Source organism: Haladaptatus caseinilyticus (genome assembly GCF_026248685.1).
GTDB lineage: Archaea > Halobacteriota > Halobacteria > Halobacteriales > Haladaptataceae > Haladaptatus > Haladaptatus caseinilyticus.
Window position 1 is genome coordinate 125770 of sequence record NZ_CP111040.1, and the last position, 24214, is coordinate 149983.

The window sequence follows — 24214 nt, forward strand, 5'->3', positions numbered from 1 at the left end:
TATTCATTCTACTTGGAGACAGATCACCCGTAGTGACCGATACGTTCTGTCTGCAGTACGTAGTTCCTATCAAGTACTGGGGGTCTCAAACAAAGCTACCATCCATCTCTGATGACAGTCTAACCAGGATAAGTGCTGTCACGTTTTGTTGGCCCAAAATAGACTTTCTCTGTATAATATGCATTTGACATATGATGATGAACGCCGGCGATTGTACTACTTACGATACTGGGGTTCCACTCGGCTCAATCCATGGTAATCCGTCCTCACTCGACCAACCGTGTATGCACGCACTCTGCTCAAAATATACTATTATTGAACTAATTGGATGGGAGAAACTGCGACCTCATTTACCCGTAGCTCATCCATTGGCTGACCACCCCTCTTTATTTCTATCTGTTAGGTTGCTGCCTCTCTTTGCACGGTCCCAACTACTCGACTCTCTTTTTCATATTATTGATATCTCCGTGATCTCAGCGATTGTTGCCCTTCCTCGCAATTCAGCAATTACATACTCTCCACCTGTACCCCTGTACCCCCCTATTACTTTGGACGGTTTTGGAGATACAGGTGGCGAAATGGCGGCGTTAGATTTGCATATAATAACGTAGGGCTTCTCTCAGGCCGTTATTTGTTATATGCAACTGGTTTTGGCTTCTCTGAGAGATATATGCACCGTGTTGAGACTTCTAACTCACGAATTTCGCATTTAACGTTAATCGGCCCATTCTTGTTACTCATACTATATGAAAAAGGTTGGATTTCCTATGTGAAAATAGAGACCAGAAAACGGCTCAGACGCCAGAATTCTTTGCACACAATAGCTTATTCGTATTTGCAAATCCGGTAGTACAAGCACTCCGAGATAGAAGTCAAACAGTAGGTACCCAATGTGATACAACAGCGGAAAGGAGCCTCCCACGGGAGGCCGCATTGATGGCTACTCTGACTGCGTATCGAGCTGCTCGTACATATCGTTAGGGAACGGAAGACTGCCATAGATCGAGTATGGACACTGGTCGCGCCCGATACAATAGCGCTGCATATCACCATTTGAACAGTTCATTGGGAGGGGGATCTCACCACCGATATCGTTCTCGAGTTCGTATCGAATCTGGTACTCCGTCGTCTCTTCATCATACCATGGCCACCGGGAGAACAACTTTTTCACATCACTGATGAATTCTGCTGTACTCGTGTCACGATACTGGGGCAACCACCATGCCATCCGCACAAGATTGAACAAGTCTTTGCGGACCGGTTTTTTCTCTTGGAGCCGCTCGTCCATCGCCGCCAGACAGGGAAGTTCAAAGAGATCCTCGAGATCGTCAATATGAATCGGTTGTGCTCCATCGTTGTACTCGGTGAGCGTATAGAGGTTACGCCAGCCAGACTCGACAGTCACACTTGGATGATTTTGCATTGCGGTGAGGGCATTTCCGAGAGTTCGGGACGATGTAATCGCATCACAGGCGTGTTGTTCCCATCTTCGATCAGGCTCGTATGCATCAAGGGCATCGTACAGTTCTCGCGCAGTCTGCGATTCACCAAGCTGCACTGTGTCAGTATCTGCGGCTTTGACGGCGTTGATGATCGTCAATAGATCTCGTTTTTGCGTACTCCAATTTTCCCAGAGGCGATGAGTCTGTCCCGCCTCGAAAAACCGGTCGATCCGGTCTGTGATTGCTGACTCGTTTGCAGTTAGCCAGCTGCGTTGCTTTGGGGTAAGTGCTTCTTCCTGGGCAGTGAGTAGTCGTCCAAATGCATCCTCGGCATATGACCGATACTTCGTCATAAAATCCGAGACAGGGACATACAGATTGTTGTCCGCGATGTGTGCTTGGATCTCGCCCTGCTGGTTACCGTCACGATCCGCCCGCGCCAAGCACTTCCGCGAGGCAGCAACGAGTGGAATTTCGAGATAATATCCATCACCGAATTCGGATCGTGTCGTGATTTCCGTACAGGCGCGACCCGAGTGCGGACCGTCTTCACCAGGCTCTTTCGCATAGAGAATTTCTGCGATCTCCTGGTGGAGCGACCAATCCTCGTATTCTCGTACGAGTGAGGCAATGTTGTTCACATAGAGTTCACGCAGATCACCGAGCAGAGCAAGGCGTCGAGGTGGCGTGTCTTCGAGTTTGGGATGATCCACAATACAGACCGCGCCAAGAGTCACGAGAACGGCGAGCATCCCTGGGTCGTCAACATACGGTCGCTCTGTGGCCTTCCGACGTGTGCTAGGCGTAAATGCATCGCACGTGAACCGCTCGATATCCGCGAGTAACTTCTCTGTTTCTTGTGTCTCGTCGACCATCCAGTGTTGATACCCACGCTCAAACAGCTGTGAAAGCTGGAACTCTCCTGCATCACGTGGCAGTGCCGCCACTCGATAGGCGGTATAGTCGTCATTTAGCGGTGTCTTTCGGGTCATGTTGTGAGAAAACTGGGGATGGCCTCGGTTCGAAAGTCGAAATCCGGACTCTGGATTGGTTGGACGACTCGCGAGACATCGGCGTGGAGTGAGTATGGGAGGCGCATCACGCGTCGTCGGTCGGCCGTAACGACAGGATCAATCGGGATCTCATACTCTTCAAGCAGGAGGTCGTTGATTACTTCGCGACTCTGCTCGTCGTAGCGGTGCTTGTGGTCGGTATCGAGCAGGTAGACGTGACATCCTTGTCCCGAGTACACAACCATTGTCTCCGTAGCCGCGAAGTCATCCTCGAAAATCTCCTGGACAGCAAACCCATACTCAAGGGCTTGCTCGATGTCCGCGAACGCATAGGGATAGCCCTCCGGGGCACTGTCAACGATACGTGTCTCTCGAAGGTGTTCGGAATCGACTTGTTTCGTGGATTCGGTGGTCGGTTCTGCGCCGGATGCTGCTCGCCGTGCTGCGATGTCTTTGGCGTCGATATCGACGGCAAGCACCCACGGGCGTTCCCAATGATCGAGCGCATAATACACTGCGTCGGGTCGTGGCTCGGGTCGTTCGAGGAGATCCGGATCAGCAAGTGCGTAATTACTTCCTTGGAGCGGGTCGTGCCGAGCTGGATATTGAATGAACTCGATCAGCTCGTCTATTGAGTTGAACTGCTTTGTGAGTCGATCGCCAGACTTGTTGGTCTGCCACGTTTCCCGACGGATGAACGTTCGATCGGGTGCGCCCTGCTTCCGAACGGGGTACGCCTCACGGAACGCAAGAGCGTACTCCTTTGGCCCCACTGCGGTAATGAATGAGGGCAGCGTATCAATATGGGCTGGAAAACTCTCCGTATAGTACGTGTGGATTTCTTCACGGGTTGCTGCCCTCCGAGGTGTAGTCATGGGTCTTCGGAGACCTCCACCTCAGCTTTCAGGCTTCGGAACGTGTGAAGCGCTGTCATTCCCGGATCGTCGTACCCGCCAATCGCTGCTCGTAGCGAGCTAATCGTCCGTTTTTGGGTTGCACTCAGCGAGATATCGAGTTTCTCAGCATCAGTGAGCGTCTCGATTGCCTCTAAGAGGAACTCTTTGTCTTCACATGCCCAGACGGCTGCTGCGTCGACGGTCGCGAGCTTCTCGTAATCAGCCAGCAATGCTTCGGGATTGTTGCTCGGAGTTTCGACCTCGCCAACCCAGATGAGTTCGTCCGCAGCAGTGAATCCAGCAACGTCAAACACGGTATTTTCTGCAGGCTGGTAATAGACCTCTGTTCGCGCAACATCTTCCTGTTGGGTGACCCACGCTTCAAGGAAGACAACCCCGGCCTTATGTGGCGTTTTCTCACCGAGATCGCCGACTCCAGGATTGACGTCCAGTGAGCGATCGAGGAACGTTCGACCGGCAGGGAGCACTGTATAGTATGTCTGCCAGAATGACCGATGTTCTTCGATAAAATCCTTCTCTTTGAGTGTCTCGATATCGAGAGCAGAAAACGGTTCTTCAAGTACACTCATGCTCTCTAAGAGTGAATACTCCTCGACCTGGTGGTTCATCGCGTCAAGCACGAGACCAAGGAACGCTGCCTCATCGCGGGTTACGCCTTCTGCCCGAAGCGTCTCGTCTGGAATATCGGTCGTTGCGTCGCTAAAACGGCCCGATACTCTCGGATCCAAAATGAGAGTGGGTTCGGATTCATGGGGTTGGCCCGATTCATCAGCAGTTGTCGTGGGGGATTCGGTAGCAGATGAATCAAGCGATGCAAACTCTTGGAAGGAGATTTCAATGCCGTAGTCTTCGGCATGAGCAGCGATTTTCCGGAATCGATCGAGAAGGTCACTGGTAGAATCAGTCGATTTGTGCGCTCGACGAGCGGCAACGAAAACCTCGTCTTTCGACGCAAACTGACAGCAGACACTCGCTCGTCGCTTCTCAGCGTCTGTATACTCAGTGCCACAGAGATTACAGACGTAGCCGTCGGTCCCCGTATCGTAGTGGACGTGCTCGGAGAGTGCAGCATTATCGGGTCCGTCTCCCGTGTTATTCGCATCTGTCGTCTCTTCGCCTGCATCTGTGGTTCCCGCCTCTCCTTCACTAGATCCATTCTGGGTACCCGTTTCTGTCTGCTCAGACGATGTGGAGTTCGGTGGGTCTTCGGATGGTGACTGCTCCGTTGTCGGAGCGCCAAACATGGAAGCACCTCCGAAATCCTGTTCCTCACTCGGTCGGTCGCGGGCTGGTGTGTCTCCCATACCCGTTGGGACCTTGTCGTCTGTAGCTGTGCCTGTGGCGTCACTCACATCGCTTCCACCGAAGAAGGGTGTCTCGGCTGGAGTGCCACCGTCGACAGCTTCAGCGGCGGCTGTGTGCTCTTGTGATCCGTCTGTGCCTGCAGTGTCCGCATCACCCATCTTTGCAAGTGTCTCCCGTGCATCGTCGTGCCCGATTGTGCTCGGACGATCGGGGATACTGCATTCGCTCTGGGTTCGTCGTCTGACCTGTGGACGGGCCATCTCCTCAAAGAGGTGGTGTGCGTCACCGGCGAGTGGCTCATCACTTTCTGGGTGCCCTTCTGGAATTGGCAACGGAGCGAGCGAGAACGTCGTTGGATCGTTTTCACCAAACCCAGGACTTGGGAGTTGCACGACCCACTCGCCAGATGGTAATCGTTGTATCCGCTTGCTAAGGTCTTGTGTAGACAAATTCTCATGGCCCATCGATTTCGCGAGCTCATCGTCAACCTCGATGTTCCCGATGATTTTCGTCTTCACATTGTTCAAAATCTCTTTGTACGGTCGATTCGACCGACTGTGATCATTCACTTGATCGGGGTACTGCATGATCAGGCCAAGGCTCACACCGAATCCTCGTCCTTGGGGCAAAAACTCCTCATAGACGAGTTCGGAAGTCGCAACCGCCGCTGCCTCTTCAATGATTACGTTCGCAATCTTCTCATCACTCGTCACTGGTTCTCCCTCGTCTGTCCTGCTCTCATCGGACCATCCCTGTGCGGCATCCCAAAGATTGCTTAGCAGAACCATCGTCAGCGCATTGCGCGAGTCGGCACGCAACTCACCGATATCGAACAAAATTACTGCATCGTCATCGAGAAAGTGACGAAAGTCAAAGACGTTCTCGGTATATTCGTTAGCTTCGTTGTCCCACTCTGGAACGTGATTGAAGATCTGATAGAGGTGTTCGAGTTCGACCAGTTTGTTCAATCGATTCGCAGCCCCACCCATTGACTGCTGGAATTGCGTCTCATCTAGCTCACATTGCTGGAGTAACGCCCGCTCGATGTGCGCATTCTCTGCACAAATTTCCGGGATAATGCGTTCATGGCGCATCTGATAGACAGCCTCAATGAGCGTATCCAGGCTAAACGCGTCTTGCCCGTACTCCTTATCAAACAATGCTTTGATCAAGAACGTCAAAATCTCGTTCGCGACAAATGCTCGATCGTGCGTTTCTTTCCCGAGAATCAGCCGCATGACCTCGTGAAAATGCTCGACGGTATCCTGGATTGCATCTTCACGGCGCCGGCCCATCGCAAGCTTGGGCTGGATATCAAAAAACGAGAAGGCTGGAAGCATCTCCGGCGCATCGAAGTGATAGACGTTGTCCAGTGTCCCGAATTTCGCGTAATGAGCTTTGAGGTAGTTGTCAACCATTGCATCGCCTTTCGACTCGAGCAACACTGTTGGACCGCCGACGTGCTCACTCAGTGTCAGCAGATCATTCTGGACGCTTTTGGATTTTCCAGAGCCAGTCGAGGCGGCGCGAATGTAATGTGTAACGAGTGTTGATCGGTGGACGTAGATCGCGTCGTCAAGTGGTTGACTTCGATCTTTGAGCGGCAGGCCAATCGCCATCCCCGGTGCTGATAATCGGTCTAACATCTCCGGTGCTGGGAGAGACAACGGCTGACGGAGTTGTTCTTTACCGCGAGTACCACGGGCACCCTCAGTGGTCAAAGCATGGGCACTCGGTACGGCCACGAAATTAGCGAGTTCGTCCGCATTCAAAATGAGCTGCGAGCGTTTGCGCCCTTGGCGAGAGGTGTTGAGTGACCGATCGAGCAGCCGCTTGAGCTCCTTTCTGGCTGGATCGCGGATATTGGTTAGTCCTTTCGTGAGACGGCTTCCGTCCAGCTCATAGTACGCCCCATCGAGATGATTGAACGCGTTCGCAAGCGCGTCGACGTCACTTTCCACCGTTCCGATAGTCGAATCGTCTGCACCAGCAGGTGGCACCCCAGCTGCACGCAGGTTTACCAGATACGTCTGAGATGGGTTTTTCTGGTCGATGAGTGCTTGCCGGGAGGCAGCTCCTCCACTTGTGGCGTTTGGTGCTTGGCCGATATTCTCTCCGATCTGCGGTGCGTCTCGGCCACGCCGTCGATCACGAATCTCTTCTTCGTCATAGCCCCGAAGCATATCTCTGAGATTGGTCTTCGTGGTTTGGACGAACCCATCACGTTTCGTCTGAATATTCTCCTTGCGTGTATTGGCCGCTTTCTCCCAGTCCGCATACCGTGTGAAGAGCACTTGCAAAACGGTGGGAGCACTCGCGTTCGCAAGCCGCTCGACGGCCGTTGCGAGCGGGGCTTTCGCCGATGTACTATCGCCATTCTGTGTCGTGTGGAGCTGTGAATACTGTGTGAGCGGCGTCATCCAATCATCAGTGCGCGTTGCCACGCCCTGCCACCGTGCCGCGATTGGCGACCGGTTCACTAGTTCCGATCGCGCATCATCGATAGACTGGGACTCGACAGTATCTTTGTCCGTATCGGGATCCCTGGTGGATGGCCCAAGTAATTCCACTGGGAGTGTGAGCTCTTCCTCTGACAGGTCGTAACTCGCCGGGTATGCAGTGGTCAACTCCGAGCGGATAGTCGACAAAAGCGTCTCATCATCAACGCCGAGATAGAAACGGACAGGTGTTTGATTCCCCTGTGTAAGCGCGAGAAACTCGAAGATGGGTGCATTCTTCTGAGGGAGATATTTGACTTTCCAGCCCGATTTGAGCTTGCGTAGGCCAGCGAGGCGAGAGATAATATCGGAGGGGATGACACGTTCGTGGGCAGGTTCGATTCGAATGTAGCGACGAGTAACAGTCATGGGTGGTGAATTGATTCCTGTAATTTTGTGCGTTAGCTGGTGGATGTAGTGGATTTGCGAGCCTGTTCGAGCAGTGACTGAGGTATGTTATACTCGTTGGCGCGTCTGTCCGCAAGCAGGTAGGAAACATCACCTGTGTCGAGCGCATTTTGCTCGATGAGATACTCCCACGGGTCGAGATCTTCGTCGAGCACGTGGACGGCAAACTCATCCACGTGTAACTGAATGCGCTTTTTCCAGTCGTTGACGAGCAGTAGGCTTTCCGAGTGAGTTCCGTCCTCACCGGTCTGTGCGGAGGCGATGAACCGCTGTTCGTTATGCGTGAGATCATGGGTCGCGATCATCTCCTCACTCACTGATTCGTGCCGGAAGATCTGCTTGATATTACACAGATTGTAGATTTCGCGAGCTTTCTCCAGTGCATCTGCAGACTGCTCAGTTGACTCGACGAGGAATTCATCTACCGTTTGGGAGATCAACGTCAGTCCGGTGTTGAAGTGGCGACTATGTCGGATGAACAGGTCGATCAGATCCGTCGTGGCTGCTCGGCGCAAAAGGTAGTGTGCCTCATCGATTGTCACCTGCGTCCGGCGATCGCTGCTCTGTGCTCGCTGGTAGATCCAGTCGAACATCACGTGCATAAACAGCGGCGCTTGTCCCGTATCGGAGAACATCGACATATCGATGGTTACGAGACGGTTGTCGAGTTCGACATTCGTCCGCCCGTTCAGATTCGCGTTCTCGCCACCCTCTTGGAAGGCTTCAAGTCCGAGCAACAGCTGGTAGGCAAGCCGCTCATCCGTCTCTCGGAACCGATCAGCGATATCCTGAACCTTTGGGACAACTCGTCGCTCCTCGGCTCCCGCATGGTACTCAATGAACTCTGTTGGGTCGTCACCATCGGCAATGTGTTCGAGGATATCGATGATATCCCCGATAATCGGACTCGTGTTTTCGTGTGTGGCTGGATCCTCGGTGATGCCGTACTGGTAATAGGAAAGCAAGACGGCACGCCGAAGAATGCCTTCCTGTTCATTTGAGAGGGCTTGGCCGTCTCCTGCAGCAAAATGGAGTCGGAATAACTCCATGACCGACCGGTACTTCTTGAGGAACGGATCTTCGACGACGTCGTCGATACCTCGTCGAATTTCAAGTGGGTTGATCGTATTCTCGCCACCAAACCGAATGACTTGCCCACCGAGATCCTCGGCAAAGTCGACGAAATCAGCCAGTGGATCCAGGACGAGGAGCTCGATTTCGGGATCCATCATCATCCGATGGAACATCTCGTACTTCTCGGCGAATGTCTTTCCCGATCCCATTTCACCAGCAATCACCTTCGAATACGAGGAGAATCGATAGCGATCAAGAAGAACGGGTGTATGTGTCCCGTCGAATCCGTAGTAGACGCCCTCGTCATCGGCCAATGCTGGCTCGATGAATGGGAACATCGTGCCGACAGCCGTCTCCTGCATGAGTTGGGTCGCTTTGATCGGGTCATTCCCGAGCGGCGCAAGCGCGTCCTGTGACTCGACTTGGCGCTTTTCGAGTGGGACGGCTTCTGTATTGGCCTTAGCAATAATCTCCAGGGCACGCTCAGTCGCCTCGTTCAATTCCTGCTTTGAATCGGCGATGATCTCGAAATAGATAGCGAAGGTGAATAGCTTCGTCTCGCCGCGAATAATATCCCAAATGAGATCCGAGACTGCCTCGTGGTCGGATTCGAGTTCGTGAGTATCACTCTGATTCTTTTCGTCTTTCCGATAGAGGCGAGCACGGAGTTGTGTGAGGCGATTGCGGAGTTTCCGAAGAATTTCATGGGAATCCCGTGGCCGGATGTGCTGTGTAACTCGGATGTTGTCGTGGGTTGTATAGAGGTCGTCAAGCCAGCCGAGCGGAACACGCTCGGGATAGCCATGGATCGTCATCGTGCGCACGTACTGGCCACCACGAACCATGTATCCCGACTCTAAGAGCCCTGATTTCTCGGAAATCTCGTGTGGGGCGATGATATCCCGGTCGGCGAACGAGCGTTCTGTCTCGTCTTGAAGTACACCGAGACGAATCTCACCGTCCTCGGAATTTTCGAGTTCAAGGAGATATCTCGCTTGGGCCTGGATGTTTTCCTTCGAGAGTTCGTCGCCGTTTGCCTCGAGGATGGCAGTTGCCCGGTCGAAAACCTCATCATCGATTTCATCTAGTCCAGGCTCACTCTCCAACCCTGGAATGAGTGATCGGAGGCGGGAACCCATCGTTAGACCTCCCCCTTTGAAAATGTCGTGTGATCAAATTTGTCGAACTCAGGTTTGACGTGATTGTAGTAGTGATACAGAACCTCCATCGTCTCCTGGCGAGTGTTGACGAGCTCGGTTGTGACGTCTGTCCGTCCAAGCTTGTCGATGACGCGGCGCTGGCGATTGTGTACTTCCCGGATGCACAGCTCGGTTTCTGCGTTCTCGTGCGTCTCCACCCACGGAAGCCGTTTGAGAATGTTTGCACCAGCAGAGCCGATAACCGGGAGCGTACTCAGTTGGTTGAGCACACTCCCAGTATCAAGATTGGTCGTGACCTGCGCAGCGTTGACGCGAATAACGATGTAGTAGTCGCGTGTTTTGATCCCCGAGCCGTCGATGTTGTCCTGTGCCCACTGGATGTAGTAGCGACGTCCGTACTGGAGGATCGGGGATTGTCCTCGTGCAGCAACGCTTGTGCCACCCCGAATGAACTTGTTATAGTGCTCACCGAGATCAAACTCCCGCGGATAGCACGGGATAGCAATCGACCAGTCGAGCGCCATGAGGAAGGAGATATAGTCGCTCATGACCTGCCGACGTTGCTCATAATTGAGCGTCAGCCAGTTCCGGGGCTTGACTTTCACGAGTCCGATATAGTCGTCACCATCAACGGCAATCCCATCATCACGAACGTAATCAAAGCCAAGCTGGGCTTGCGTTGTTGTTTTCCTATTTAACTTGTCCTCGAGATGGAACTGGTCACGAGCACGCACTTCTTTGCGAGCAGTGGGGAGATCCGTGTCAATTTCTGCGAGAGCTGCATCCATTGCTCGGAGAACGTCCAAATCTGATTCAGGGCGTTCCTCATCGACCTCAATCGTCCGATCGTCTATTCCAAGCGCTGTTCGTATTGTAGGCCCGTTAGAAGGTGGCTGTGTAGTGGTTGATCCGTTGGTTGCAGTCGTGGAATCAGATTCGGTAGTTTCGGTTTCTGTTTCGGCTCGAGTGCCAGATTGTTCAGTAGTAGCTGTCGAGGTGTCGGTGGCAGGGGGTGGTGAATCCATGGTGGTTACTGGTGAGAGTCGTGGTCGTCTTCCGCTTCGATCGTCTCGATGTCGAGGTCAGCGTGGCGGACACCGACCACATCTTGGGTTTTCGTCGTTTCCGCGGCGGGGCGTACTCGCCGATTTTGGTAGGTGGTGGTGCCGAAGTAGTACTGAGCACAGGCTCGCGCGTAGCTCAGTGGCCGTTGTGCGGCAGGAGTGATGAGGAGAATCACCACACCGAGGACAAGTGCAATCCCGGTGGCAATAAGAAAGAGATCGCCCGAAGCCCCGAGACTCTGGGCAATGCCGAGACCGAGAAACGGAAGGACGAGTGCTTCGCCAACGTCACGGGCAGTCAGACCAAAGACGATCTTGGTGTTAATGACCTGGCCGGCGATTGGGAACGTTTCCATTTGATATTATCTCACGTCGTAACTAGTTAATAATTACTCCTCGTGTCGATTTTTGTTTTAGTTTTCACTAACACTAAGGTATTATTATGATCTGTATGGTATCTTCTCAAAAATATACTAGTGAGGCGGTGATAGCACGACGGGCGATTGAGCGCCATAATTCTTTCTCCGACGAATTATATCACTTAATGGGACCCTGGCCCATCTGTCCCCCATTCGAGCAGTGGCCGGGTCAGACGGCTGCGACGGAGACCCGCTCACGAATGAGGACCGTGTTCATGTTTGGAAACTAGCGAAAATAAATCACAACCAGCTATCTCGGAATTTGCACCACACCGACATCTTCGTCTGTTTCACCGCCAAACAGAACCGCCAACAAGAGGAGTAATCCAACAACTGCCAGCACCATTTTGATAGCCATCGCGACTGTTTTCACCATACCTCCTAACTTCTACACGTCTGGAATAAGTTTTGTGGAACTAGTCATGTGGAAGTGAGTCCGAAGCCTTAATTGAGGATACTGCACCACATAGAACTCGATACTGGTAGCTGGCTTATTACGATATTCCAGATATCATGGAAGCTACGATGAATGCAGTTTGCTAATTGTTGTTCTCGCAATTTGTAGGCAGTCTGCAATTCAAAAGAGTACTACAGTGATTATTAAATTCCAATTTAAACCAATTATCAATAATATATATTTCCATTTGAGAAAGTATTTACCGTTCTACGATAAGATCATTGATGTATGACATTTAGTAGACGGCGAGTGCTCAGCGGGCTTGGTGTCCTGGCAGTAGGTGGCGTTAGTGCGACAACCGTTCTCGGTAACAGGGAGTATAGTGATCAGCGTAAGAATATCCAGGTCAAAGAAGTAAACGCTGAGGACGAATACGTTGTCTTCGCCAACACGGGGGACAGTGATCTCGACATCTCGAAATTCGTAGTTGAATTCGATTATTCAAACCCAGAATACAGCCAAGCGCGTTCGTTGCCCAACAACACGATCATTCGTGCGAACGGAACGCTGAAAGTGGCGACCGGCGCAAAAGAGGTAGACGATGCCGACGTGACGTTCGACTACACTGGCGAAGTGATAAACAACGACGAACAGGATACTGTCGCGCTCCTCACCACCGACCCTATTGAAGATGAAGCAATCGCTGTAGGCTCCGTTAACAATTCTACGACGACTACTAGCGAAGAAACTACCACGACGACCGAAGATGAGACAGATTCGGGAGCAGGTTCCGACGATAAATCTGGCAAATCATCAGACAAAAAGACTGATGACGGTGATTCGGATTCGTCGTCAGATTCAGGTGGCGATTCGGACTCTGGCTCTGAGGGTTCGAGTGACCAAGAATCAGGTACAGGCGACAAAGAAGACTGCTGAACAGGTCGTGTTCTTTTTCGTCACATTTGGTGAATAGCGTTTGCGCAAGGATTGTTTTTCAATCAACGACAATTGAGAAGATCGTCTTTTGTGATTGCCTCGGCATCACGTTCAGCCGCACGCATCGCTGCATCGTCGAGCATTCCAATGATGTCTACTGTACTACGATTCCCTGTTCGCCCAGCGAAGGATTTTATAATCATCCTTGAAAGGAGGGGATCTCCGAAATGAATGGATATCGACATTTTAATTGTTCTACACAGTTGCACATGAGCTCCCTCGAAACCATATTTTTGGTAGAAAAACAACAATACGATACAATGGTCTCTATCAAGACAATTTATCTCATCTCTCCTCTTCTATAATATCTGAGAGTGCCAAAAAATAACGGGCAGAGGTACATTATCGGCAGGTCAATCGCAGTTGGGAGAGCAGCAATGTCGAGACTGTGATCGCGTGCAAGGTCTTAGAGGCAAGGACGATTCAGGGGGTGACGAGTGCAAGTCCAAACCATTGGCGCTGGGTGAGTTATTTCATTCGTGACTACCTACAAGGGCACCAGCGAGGAACCAGAACGGAATGGTGTTTGCATACCGAAGCGGTGTCACCCAGAAGCCAACAACGACATAGGCAACGACGGCACCAACAATCCCGGCACGAAATGCGGTTGGTCGAGCAATCCACGATGATAGTGCCGAGAGAAAGACTAGACCGAGCGCCAGAAGGAACAATAGGCCCCCAACAAATCCGATTTCGGCAAACATCCCGACAATCATCGAATGAATCGGGAATGCACTCCCACCGCCTAACTGGGATGGGAGGTTATACTGTGATGCCGTATAAGCGTAATTAGCACCACCGATTCCAAAGAGTGGATTATCAAGTGCCATTTGAATCCCGCCCGCGAGCTGTCGGAAGCGGATTGACGCGGAGTTAGAGTTCTCGAAGAGGCGTTGAAGGTACCATAGCGACCCAACGACACCGGCAACGATGACCGCAGAGCCTCCAGCAATGACACGCCGATCGACAAGCGACGAGAGCTCAATCCAGTCATTCCCAATTGCCCAGAGTAATGCACCAACTCCAAGCCCAGCGAAAAGACCCATGAATGCTGATTCTTTTGCCGTAAGAAACAGCGCGAAGGACAACAGGAGAGGAAGTGAAAGCACGGCATACGAGCCACGCCGTTCGATGGCAAATCCGACAGACAGCGGTGTTACGAAGGCCAATAAAATCGACAGTGGTGCTGACCCACCCGTGAGACCGCTAATGTAGAGGCCATACATTAGTCCACCAATAGGGAACACTGCACGCGACTTAGATACATCGCGAGCGACTTCGCCAAGGAACGAAAAGCCAAACGAACCCTGCGCGGCGAATTGTACCACTCCGAACACTGCATGTCCAGCAGCCACAACGAGTAATACGTAAACTACACCTCGTGGCGAGATATAGCCACGCTGTACGGCACGATACATCGCTCCGAAAGAGACTGCAAGCACGCCAACGTAAAGCGAAAAGAACACTGCTACCAATGGTCGTTCCGGAGACCCGAGTATTGCACCAAGAAGTGCCCAAACCGCCATTCCGATAATAAGCATCTCAACAGGAATGACTTCGAAAGTGGACTGTCGGAGAGCAAGCATCGCGACAAGAATCCCAAGCGGGATGAAAACCAACCAGAGATGAGGTCCAATGTTCGCAGGGTATTCAGTGGCACTGGATAGCAGTGGCACGTTTGAAGAGATTGTTGCGGTGATAATCGCGGCAACACACACTCCGACAGGGATTGCACCTATTGAGATGACAAAGACGCTATAGGCACTTATGATAAGCGCGAGCGAAGCCAGGAGACCATAAATCATCGGAACTCCGACAATGTTCAAAAGGGTTGCGATAGCTGGTGTAGCAAAAAGTAGTCCAACGGTGAGGAGAACCGAGAGAAAGACGGCGTCCCCGGTCGGTGAAAACGGTGTTTCTGCCCGCTGATATTTGTTGAGTTGGTGGGAGACTGTTGTGGTGATGGTCTCTGATGCAGTGCTCATTTGTCGCACTCCTCGATGCGGTCTAAGAGGTCTGCGATTGCATCATTTGAGTTGGCAAGGCCGTGGCTGGCACGGTAAATGTCGAGTCGGCGAGTGACGTCAGGACCAAGCCGAGGGCGTGATGATTTCTGTTGTTCGCTCATATACTGGTACCTTTGGTACCCCGTATATATGTTTTCTGCTATTGCGATAAAATCAAGCAGACAGCGACTTATCAGAGTCCACGAGGGTGAGTGGCGAGTACCACAATCAGAAGTAAACTGGACCACACATATTATAAGATTCATCAAACTGATGCACTCGGTTCTGGGAGTTCGAAAAATCAGAAGCGATTGGAAATCAAGCGTATTAAAATCACTAACGACAAGTGGAAAGATTGTACGACAATCAATATTGACCGCAAACCTGATGAAATCAGCGAAATATTGGGGACGGTACTGTCGAATGGTGGACTTATCTCATGGATGTCAGCCAAGATACAGATGAAACCAGGTAATCCACAGATCGCATTCGAGACACCACCGAAGGGTAGAGGATTGCCCGGTACGAGAAACACCGACGAGCATTTGATTATCATTGATGCGACCGACTCCAGCGCAGTCGAGTATGAGTTAGAGGTTTCTGTCATCACGGTTCTCGCGTTAAAATCACGTGTCTTATCGAAGCGAGTGTAGTAGTATGACAATAATTTACATGGGTCCGTATGTGCGAGATTAAGCTGGTCAGCAACATATGCAGGCAACTGGCTATTGTCAATCATTTTCGCTCCGATGTAACGAACACCAATACGAGGCCTCTGAATCCGTGGTTCGGCATCGAGAACGTCGTCACTGCGAATTATCATCATAGATTAAAACTTGCTGTAACATGAGTTATACCCTGTCTGCCTCTTTTCCTCCGTTCCAAAGGAAATCTCTATCTTCCGCCTTGATTGCTGGTTCATCAGCCAGTAGTCGTCGATTCTGGGAACGACTCAGTGAGATCGACATACGTGATTGCTTGGGCATCTCGTTCAGCAGCCTGCATTGCAGCATCATCGACAATTCCAACAATATCTGCACTACTTAGATCAGTGGATTGCTCGGCTAACTTCTGGTACTCCTCTTGATCAAGATCAGTTGGGAGCGCTTGCAACCTAACTTTGAAGATTTTCTCGCGTGCTTCTTCGTTTGGCAGATCAACCTCATACTGCTGATCAAAGCGGCCACGACGAGTAGCGGCTTCATCAAGCAAGTCCGCACGATTCGTTGCTGCGATAAGCAGAAAACTCGGGTCTTCATCGTCTAAGTGCGCCAGAAACTCGTTGACGACTTGAGCATGCTCACGATGAAGATCGTTTCCGCGACCTGCGAGGAGTGCGTCAATCTCGTCGACGAAGATCACACACCGCTCGAATTGCTCGGCTTCCTTGAACAATTGGTTGACTTGCTCAGTGGACTCATTCACCCACCGGCTTTTGATATCGCCAGCACTCAACTCGAGGTATGGATGGCCGAGTTCACCAGCAATCGCCCGAGCGAAGTGTGTTTTCCCAGTACCAGGAGGGCCATGTAGGAGGATGCCGTTCGGTGGCGAGACGTTGAACCGTTCGTAGGCGGCATCAGTGTGCGAAAGCGGGCGAAGAACCGATCGCATAATATTGCGTTTGAGATCATCCATGCCACCGACATCGTGAAACCTCGTGGTGGGTGCTGACTCCCAGCCAAATGTGAGATCTGACTGTATATCCGTCATCTCCTCTTTATTGCGATTCTGGTGCTGACCCTGTTCTTGTCGCTTGATAGGTTGGTTCTTCTCTTGACTACGATCTCGGGTCGATTGTGCTCGCTGTTTCTCTGTCTTCTTGGTGTGATCCTCATTAGATCCCAGCACTACTGAAAAGCTCGTCAACTGTATCGGAATGCATGCTATCCAACTAAGTCCCATTAGCCATGGATCGTCGAGCATTGGCGCAGCTCGGAAGAGTTGCAAGACTCCTGCAAGCTGTGGAGAAAGATGGGCCCAGAGCGGAAGAAACCACACACCGGTCAATAAAATTAGTCCGGTAATCTCTCCAAGAATCCATCCGGTATCTATTTCTTGAACATCCAACTGAATTGCCTGCCATGTGAGATCATAAATTGTAGCGGCGATGTAGGTTGGAAGGGTCCAGATAGCAAATATAGCGAGAGTCGCTGGAATTAGTATACCAGCGGTTGACGTCAGTTCGCCCGCGATTACTAATAATCCAATTGGGATAAGTAAATAGCACGCCAGGGCAACCAGTGTAGAGAACGCGATTCTGAGAAGTCTCTTTGGACCGTGTGAGGTGTTGTTCTGCGATGTGGTGGACGTTATCTTTTCTTGACCGTCCATGAGTAATGTTCTATTTCTCCCTGATAAATGCGTTCTGCCATCTAAGTTATTTTGAGCTCTGCCTCTCTCTGGAGGAGCCGGTCCATTCGTTCAGTGTGCTCTGGTCCGCTTTTGATCCATTCTTGGATGGATCTATCACTGGATTTTCGCGATAGTGTCCGAGACCAGCTTCTGCCCAATCGAGAGGGGAGCGGTCAAGATTTCGCAATGCGAAATTTGTGCCGACACGAGCATCGTTTGCAGCACGCTTTCCACCATTCTTTGCTCGCTTACCTTGTTTCTTCACGAACTCAGCCTTTTGTTCCATCTTAGGCCCTTCAATTTTGGATCCAGCACGACTTTTTACGCTTCCAACAGTTGAGCTGGCTTTATCGACACTTCCACTAACCGCTCCACCAGTGAGACTCTGGTCAAGAGAGCTCATTTTAGAACTTGCGTAGCTACCAGCTTGCTTCCCCCCAAAGCGCGCCTGGTTCATGATACTCGCACGACTTGACTGCGGCGACTTCCCACCCGATGCCGATGACCGACTTCGAGATGTCCGCTTTCGCCGACTGCGGATCCGACCAGGGACAAAGCCCGAGGACATGGCTGTTTTCAGCCCATAGATCGCGGGTGCCACCAAACCGATCAACCAGAAAAGGAATGACTCGAGAACTTCGTTGAAGGAGCCAGGATCTGATCCTGCGGTGGCCGCTGCCTGTGTGGCTGCGCCGGATCCAGTGATACCCATCGCAGTTGCTCCGACGTACATGAGCGCTGCCATGAAAATCCCTGCAAACAAGAGCGAGAGCGTCGCGTTGATGAACATTTTCGCAGCTTTCGCCGAATCCTCGAATGGCCCAAAGTCGAGATAGAGCATAACTGCCAGAATCGGCAGCGTCACAAACATCGCCACGAAGAGGAACTCCCGAATCACCAGCATTGCAAACAACAGGAGAATTCCGGCAATCGAAGTTACACTCAAAATCACCATGCCGACCGCAACAACACCCGCAGAGGCAGCTGCACCCTCCATTCCGGTTTTAAGCATCTCGGTTCCGAATGCGCCGTAGCTCTCAGGGTAGATGTAGGCAATGACCGCATTCACGAGCAGCAGGCCAAAATGCATGAGCTGACGCCCCACAGCAACAAAGATAATCGCCTTGAGCGCCTTCCAAACCAGGATTACACTATCGACGTCGGCATTTTTCGAAAATGGCTGTGAGGCAAAGCCAGCCATCACCACGACCACAAGTAATTGGGGGAAGATACCCAACAGGTGGTCAAATGATTGGAGGTACTGCGGATCGGTATAGGGGCTATCGAAGACCAAGAAGGTGTACACGCCACCCGACATCAACAGCCCGACAAAGCCCATGAGCTTCGTCATGAGCCAAGTGAACAGATCCGCGATCCACCCGGTGAATCCAGCGGCAAGAACGAACGGCGTTATCTCTGTGGGGAGATGGCTGACGTTGCCTATGAGGTTGGGAACACTGTGAGCGATCGATGTGCCGTGTGTTTGGAGGGTGGGAGTCATTGGGTGTCAAAAAGATGGTGTTTGCTAGTATATCAGTGCCATCTCGTAAAAATATTTTCTTAGATATTGTGAATTATTATCGACGGAGATAGTGAAATGGAAGATAGAATAGCACGAATGCAATGACTGCCACGAATCCTTTACTCAGTGCCATCAGTGCACTATAGATATTGAACGGTGTGGGCGCAAATCGAATCTGATTGTGCGATGGGGCATAGTAGAGTCCCTGTGAATCATTGGCGACACCGCGAAACGTCGCTTCGACGGCACTCTCATCACGCGTGACGACAGCGATTCCGTCACTGTTGGTGGTGACACGACCCTGGGTGGCCCCGTGAAGATAGACCGATTGGTTAGCGATCGGGTTCCCGGTTTGGGCGTCGGTGAGTTCAATCTGGACGTGTCTCTTATCCTGCTTCGTCAGTGTGAGCGAAACTGGATGTTCGGAGGCAGTCCTCGTTGTCAGCGGGATCTCATCACCATGGATGTCGTAGAGTGCAGTGAGTAGTTGATCGACGTTCCTGATAACTACACGAGTGGATGCCCGTGGTGGAACCGATGAGAGGTTGACGGTCGGCCTGAGCGAGGCAGCCTCAGTGGTGAGCGGAATAGATTGAACACGCCCGACAGTTGCCGTTGATGCTGTCTGTGAGTCAGTGTGAGCGATCACTGGCTTGCTTCGAACGGCGATCAGCTGTTTTTCGAGAACATCTGGTGGCGGAACTGTTCTCTGTGAGGTCATGCTATGTGGCCAGGAGTGATTGGCTGACCTGTTGAGCGGAGCTAGTGGCTGTGATGCATTGCGTGAGAGCGTCGTGTTGGGTCCCTGGATGCCGATCGTTGTATTCTGGTAGCGATGCTGGGAGTAGATTCCCCATACATTTTGGAGGCGCATCTGTCCCGATTTGAATGTCGCGTAACTCCAGTGTCGACGATTGGTGACGCTCTTCGGCCCGTCTATGCGGAGAATAATCCGTTTGAGGTTGCCGTTATCAGTGACGAGTGTTTGCGTCGCGTTGAGCTGTTGGTTCGGTGTGATCACGACAGGTGCTGTATCGCGAACAGTATGCGAAAGAAGGGTCGTATTTGAGGTCACATTCGCTTGCTGCCATCCAGATTTCGTCCGGAGAGAGACGGTCTTGTGAATGGCCAGCTGCGTAGTGATCGTTCCTCGAACAACCATTGTCGTTCGGCCAGGCGCCCCCGCGTTCGTGTATGTCAGCGGCCGCGATGCTCCAGCTTCCTGTGAGGGCTCTCCCGTAGCCCATGTTTGCGAGCCAATTCTGAGTGATCGATTGATGGATTGATTCGTGATAGAGTAGTTGAGACACGTTCTGGTGCCATTCGTGACCGTGCAGGTTTGATTTGGAAGCACCGTCGAGTAATCGAGCGAGGCGAGAATAGATCCGTTTCGAGGAAGCAGGATGAGCTTTTGTGACGATGTGTTTGTTCGTCCCAGACGGGTTTGGGTCCCGTTCTGTGTCCCGAGGATCGTCACATGAGCATTTTTGACGATAGTCCCGTTCGTACGATTCGAATTAGGAAACCACACGCTTGTCGACCGGTTGTGCGGCAGGTTCTGGAGGTTAGTGCGACGGTACTCTCCAAGCGTCTGATTGCGAGGCCCGACTGCGTGGGACGGTTGGGATGTCGAATACGTGAAATCACGAAACTGACTGGCGTTTGCCGCTGAGATCTTCTGGGACTGGAGAATCGTCCGGAGGTCTGGCTGAATGAATGGTGGCAGTTCTCCAATATTGGGATCTGGGTCGTCAGAAACAAAGACGTCAGTAGCGTTGGCGAGTTTGGTGGTGCTGACACCTGTTGCGAACGAACTGAGTAAAAGTAGGACAACGAGTCCAAGAATGAGTGGCTGAAGACGTGTGTCCGAGAGTGGTGGCATTCGTGGGGAAAGCGTGTATAGGGCGATGGTCGGCCGATGATATACAGGAGTCGAACCTGGCGTACCGTCGTTAGAAGACCGGTGGGACGATCATCCCCGGAGCAAGGTTTTCGAAGAGCGTGACGAACACATTATAGCTAACCGAGAGAACGATCATGCCAGCGCCGCCCCAGAGCGCACGCCAACCCCACTGTGTGCGACTTGCGTTGCGTCCGGAGACGAACCAGATCGCTGCCCCGACGAGGAAGACGATAACCCCAAGCTGGCCGAGTGTGGTGGCAACGAACTGTTCAATTTCGCTGAGCGAGTTATTGATCTCGCTTTGTTGAGCGGCGGCGATGCCAGTATTGACACTGAACGTGACCAGTACCGTAACCAAATACGTAACGTGATGTCGGAATGGGAGGCGCATACACGGTTTTATTCTTTTCCCCATAGTAAAAATCTTAGCCTTTATGAATAATATTCTGAATTTTAGCAGGTATCCTGAAGCAATTTTGACTTATTTCAAAGTTAGGTACGGACGATCAAGACAGTTGATGCTCGTCTTCTTCTGGAAAGGATGGGTGTTACCTCGTATTCTTCCATGCATTGGTGCTAATTTTTATTATATATAATAATAGGATTTAAGTAGCGAAGATTAGTCACTCCGGTATGACTAATTCAGAACCTAACCAAGACACCTCTGCTGGCTCACACGAGAACGAATCCGCTCTTGATTTCGTGTCCTATAATCTCCCAACCGATCTCACCGCATTTCAGGCACACTTATTGTGTCTTATCTACCGGTTAGGACCTGCTGAAGGCGTCGATCTACAAGAAGCTCTAGAAGATCTCTATCCAGAACCGATCAATCACGGCCGATTATATCCCGGTCTCGATCGACTTGTCGAGAAAGGGTTGATCTCGAAGCAGACGAAAGCAAGCGATAAGCGACGGAATGTGTATGCGACCGTTGGACGGGGTGACTGGGCGGTTGAGGAATACTACCAATTCCTTCATGATATCGTCACGGCTGAGTAGTCATTGGTGATACATCGCGGCCGAACAGTCTAAGCTATATTTTAGCTATTGAGTTGATTAATACGATGCGATTGATATAGAATAGTCAGACCAAGGGTAACTGTCAGTAGTAATAGGAGAGGGATAGGTGATTCAAACCCTAAATTCCGGTAAATGTTGGATAATTTTGACGAAAACAAAAAGGATACTATTGTAGCTACTGCTAAGAATATAATCGGTAATTTGTTGTTCATATTTCCACTATGTACTTAACTGGGTATAAATATTTTGGCATCGTGTTTAAGCAAGTTCCACCAGACGGGGAAGGTCCGTCACCACGTTTTCGCACCTGTCGTCTCAATGCAACTAAAATTATTGTTAAACAATAATGTCCGTCGTTTTATTTCTTAAATAAGTGTTCAACGGAATTTATATTTCTCTATCGAACGATCTGAAGTTGGATCCTCGTTCGCTAGAGTGCCGCCATAAGACGGTGTTCGTGATCCACGAGAAACACGGTGTCGGCGATATCATGTTTCTCACAAAGCCCACAGAAAAACTGTTGGGAGAGTGCTGTTGTCGACGTGGTAAACAGCCGCAAATGCGGGAATCTGTTCGTGGTTGAATCGACAGCGGCATATAACCAATACTACTGTCCGTTGTTACGGATCGCTGTCTCGTTGAACGTGGAGTGATTCAGGTTCGCGTTGCTGGTGGGCGCACATCGGTCTTCTGTACTTACTCGTGAGCGGCTTTCCGCGGACGTCCGACGCCAAAATTATAAATTCCAGAGATAATATTTAAAAGTGACAACCTAGCCATAGAGCAGTTGAAATTCGATTCTCCTCATCTTTCAGCCTCAACTAAATACAACCAACTTCAGGAATTAGATGTTCATGTAAATATAATTATATAACAATATAATATTAAAATAGATATTATTGTTAGATAAATATTATTAAAAAGACTTATTATATTCCAATATATTCGAGCTAGTGTAATGTCAAAGGAATCTGGTAATATTAATCGGCGATCAATCTTGAAGGGAATTGGTGCGACAGGAGTTGCAGCTATCGGTTCAGCCGGTCTTGGCGTAGCAAAGCGTCGTGTGAGGGGGACACCCGCTGTCCTGAAATCGGCATCAGTTCAGGCACTTCTTGATGAAATAGGCAACCCGTCAGTCGATACTGATAATGCTGAAAAGGTGGTTCCTAAGATAGAGGACGAAGAACGCCCGAATCTCATGACCACCACCGTGATTCCGACGGAGATTGGTGATGTCCACCACGTGAGTACAGAAAATAATTCGTTCGCGTACCTTGTCTGCATGAACGAGTCGGGGAAATCAAAGGCAGATAGCAACAAGATTAGGAAGGCCGTCGGTGCGCCGGCCAACGTCCCGCTCATGGTCATGGCACAGAAACGAGACGTAACCGTCTCTCGAGGAGTAACTCCACGAGAAGAAGCACTACTCGCCCGTGAAACGGATTTCGATATCCAGAGCGAAAGTACACACGCACTGAAAACGTCTGCAGTGGATGGCTTCCGTGTTGTTGAGGAAGAACCAAGCTCCGCCGAAGTTAATGCTGCCTCGAAAAATGAGGTGCCCAACTACTACAACGTCACTGTGAGTGAGAGCGGCGACTCATCGCTGACTGTCACGAATACGGAGAAGTTTGACTTAAGTAATGATGTAAGTCCTACAGCAGGTGATGTTTCTACTAGCGATTGTAACACCTGTAACTCCTGTACAGCTTGGTGTGTGGCGTGTATCGGGTCAATCGGAACTGGTTGTGGTCCCTGCTCTTACGCATTGTATACTGTCGGTACTGGACCCGGCGCAGCAATCTATATCTCCTGTGCACTGATTGCCTGTGCAATCGTTGCCCCGATCACTTGTAATAACTGTATCCACTGCTCTCCATACGTCTGATCTGACTCGCAAAGCAAGCGCTCGCTAATTCCTAAATTCTTCTGATCGTGGCTTTGGTAAATCGCTACAGAGAAGGGATCTGGCTGAGACCATTGACCTGACCCTCCGTGTTCGGAATCTCGTCGCGGTGGCTCAGGTGGTCTGCGTAAATTGTTGCGTCTTTTGGGGCGGCTTGTTCCAGCACGTCGCAGGTGTCTTCTACAACGTCGTGGTGGTCTTTGTCTGATTCTCCGAGTAACTTTGCCGCGAGCAGGGTCCCACCTGCAACGGCAACGTATTTAGAGTAACGATCTATCCACCGAAAACAACCAACTTAGAATCAAGGTGCACGTAGCGAGTCGCCTTCCATTACCTGATTTCCTTTTAGCCAGACGAGAAGCCTCACCACAACAACGCTCCATTGCTGCCCCCCGTCACGACCGACATTATCCATGTCCACCCGTGGGGCTTGAGTCAGGACTAATTTTCTCACGGGAACGCTCCTGCGAACGGGGAGAGAGTGCGAAAATGACTGTTCCCATCGCGAGCACGCCAAGTGACAAAAAGACAGTGTTTGCGAGTGTGCTCGCCACACGAAGGCGTGAAAGTGAGCTCCGCCGCCGAGAAAACGGAAGGAACGGGTGGATACCACCGACCGTAATAACGTCACCAGTGAGATGCACGCAGATCCCGAGAACACCGATGACAAACCCGAGCCCGGTGAGTGTCTCAGGAGTGCGGCAAGTAGCTCGGTGCGATTACAACTACTGTTATAGTGGTCGCTGGAAGGACGGTCGTCTGCAGCCAGTGGGCAAGTGGGACAGTAAGATACCGTCCAAGAA

Annotated in this window: 18 protein-coding genes; 4 read left to right on the forward strand and 14 right to left on the reverse strand. The window is 51.1% G+C overall.

What is annotated here, in order from left to right; genetic code table 11:
- Nucleotides 1–940: 940 nt before the first annotated feature.
- From OOF89_RS17955 to OOF89_RS17985, 7 genes are all read right to left on the reverse strand, one after another.
- On the reverse strand, nt 941–2434 hold the full coding sequence (locus OOF89_RS17955; RefSeq protein WP_266081559.1) for a primase-associated protein: 1494 nt from the start codon (nt 2432–2434) through the stop codon (nt 941–943).
- A complete protein-coding gene (locus OOF89_RS17960) occupies nt 2431–3330 on the reverse strand; it encodes a bifunctional DNA primase/polymerase (RefSeq protein ID WP_266081561.1) in 900 nt (299 codons plus the stop codon). Before OOF89_RS17960 ends, OOF89_RS17955 begins: the two co-directional genes overlap by 4 nt.
- Nucleotides 3327–7544, reverse strand: a complete 4218-nt coding sequence (locus OOF89_RS17965; RefSeq protein WP_266081562.1) for a hypothetical protein — start codon at nt 7542–7544, stop codon at nt 3327–3329. The genes OOF89_RS17960 and OOF89_RS17965 overlap by 4 nt, the downstream gene beginning before the upstream one ends.
- 32 nt (nt 7545–7576) lie before the next feature.
- On the reverse strand, nt 7577–9796 hold the full coding sequence (locus tag OOF89_RS17970) for a VirB4 family type IV secretion system protein (protein WP_266081563.1): 2220 nt from the start codon (nt 9794–9796) through the stop codon (nt 7577–7579).
- Between the two features lie 2 nt (nt 9797–9798).
- Nucleotides 9799–10605, reverse strand: a complete 807-nt coding sequence (locus OOF89_RS17975; protein WP_266081565.1) for a hypothetical protein — start codon at nt 10603–10605, stop codon at nt 9799–9801.
- 242 nt (nt 10606–10847) lie between these two features.
- A complete protein-coding gene (locus OOF89_RS17980) occupies nt 10848–11237 on the reverse strand; it encodes a hypothetical protein (RefSeq protein WP_266081567.1) in 390 nt (129 codons plus the stop codon).
- A gap of 313 nt (nt 11238–11550) precedes the next feature.
- A complete protein-coding gene (locus OOF89_RS17985; RefSeq protein WP_266081569.1) occupies nt 11551–11676 on the reverse strand; it encodes a hypothetical protein in 126 nt (41 codons plus the stop codon).
- A gap of 309 nt (nt 11677–11985) precedes the next feature.
- Here OOF89_RS17985 and OOF89_RS17990 point away from each other — a divergent pair, with 309 nt between their 5' ends.
- Nucleotides 11986–12633, forward strand: coding sequence for a lamin tail domain-containing protein (locus tag OOF89_RS17990; RefSeq protein ID WP_266081571.1), 648 nt, complete (start codon nt 11986–11988; stop codon nt 12631–12633).
- A gap of 533 nt (nt 12634–13166) precedes the next feature.
- Here the strand turns inward: OOF89_RS17990 and OOF89_RS17995 are convergent.
- Nucleotides 13167–14678, reverse strand: coding sequence for an O-antigen ligase family protein (locus OOF89_RS17995; protein ID WP_266081573.1), 1512 nt, complete (start codon nt 14676–14678; stop codon nt 13167–13169).
- The gene (locus OOF89_RS18000) at nt 14675–14821 is read right to left on the reverse strand and encodes a hypothetical protein (RefSeq protein WP_266081575.1); all 147 of its coding nucleotides are present in this window, start codon (nt 14819–14821) and stop codon (nt 14675–14677) included. Before OOF89_RS18000 ends, OOF89_RS17995 begins: the two co-directional genes overlap by 4 nt.
- 90 nt (nt 14822–14911) lie before the next feature.
- Here OOF89_RS18000 and OOF89_RS18005 point away from each other — a divergent pair, with 90 nt between their 5' ends.
- On the forward strand, nt 14912–15352 hold the full coding sequence (locus OOF89_RS18005) for a hypothetical protein (RefSeq protein WP_266081577.1): 441 nt from the start codon (nt 14912–14914) through the stop codon (nt 15350–15352).
- A 268-nt stretch (nt 15353–15620) separates the two neighbouring features.
- Here the strand turns inward: OOF89_RS18005 and OOF89_RS18010 are convergent, their stop codons facing one another.
- From OOF89_RS18010 to OOF89_RS18025, 4 genes are all read right to left on the reverse strand, one after another.
- Nucleotides 15621–17033, reverse strand: a complete 1413-nt coding sequence (locus OOF89_RS18010; protein ID WP_266081579.1) for an ATP-binding protein — start codon at nt 17031–17033, stop codon at nt 15621–15623.
- A 46-nt stretch (nt 17034–17079) separates the two neighbouring features.
- Complete coding sequence (locus tag OOF89_RS18015; protein WP_266081581.1) at nt 17080–18555, reverse strand: hypothetical protein; 1476 nt, start codon at nt 18553–18555, stop codon at nt 17080–17082.
- Between the two features lie 76 nt (nt 18556–18631).
- Nucleotides 18632–19297 carry a hypothetical protein gene (locus OOF89_RS18020; RefSeq protein WP_266081583.1) on the reverse strand — a complete coding sequence of 222 codons (666 nt, stop codon included), beginning with the start codon at nt 19295–19297 and terminating at the stop codon, nt 18632–18634.
- Between the two features lie 1231 nt (nt 19298–20528).
- Nucleotides 20529–20870, reverse strand: coding sequence for a hypothetical protein (locus OOF89_RS18025; protein ID WP_266081585.1), 342 nt, complete (start codon nt 20868–20870; stop codon nt 20529–20531).
- Nucleotides 20871–21112: 242 nt separating this feature from the next.
- Here OOF89_RS18025 and OOF89_RS18030 point away from each other — a divergent pair, with 242 nt between their 5' ends.
- Nucleotides 21113–21481, forward strand: a complete 369-nt coding sequence (locus tag OOF89_RS18030; protein WP_266081587.1) for a helix-turn-helix transcriptional regulator — start codon at nt 21113–21115, stop codon at nt 21479–21481.
- Between the two features lie 979 nt (nt 21482–22460).
- The gene (locus OOF89_RS18035; protein WP_266081589.1) at nt 22461–23393 is read left to right on the forward strand and encodes a hypothetical protein; all 933 of its coding nucleotides are present in this window, start codon (nt 22461–22463) and stop codon (nt 23391–23393) included.
- A gap of 425 nt (nt 23394–23818) precedes the next feature.
- On the opposite strand, the gene OOF89_RS24640 is transcribed toward OOF89_RS18035, so the two are convergent.
- Nucleotides 23819–24076, reverse strand: a complete 258-nt coding sequence (locus OOF89_RS24640; RefSeq protein ID WP_266081800.1) for a hypothetical protein — start codon at nt 24074–24076, stop codon at nt 23819–23821.
- Between the last annotated feature and the right edge of the window lie 138 nt (nt 24077–24214).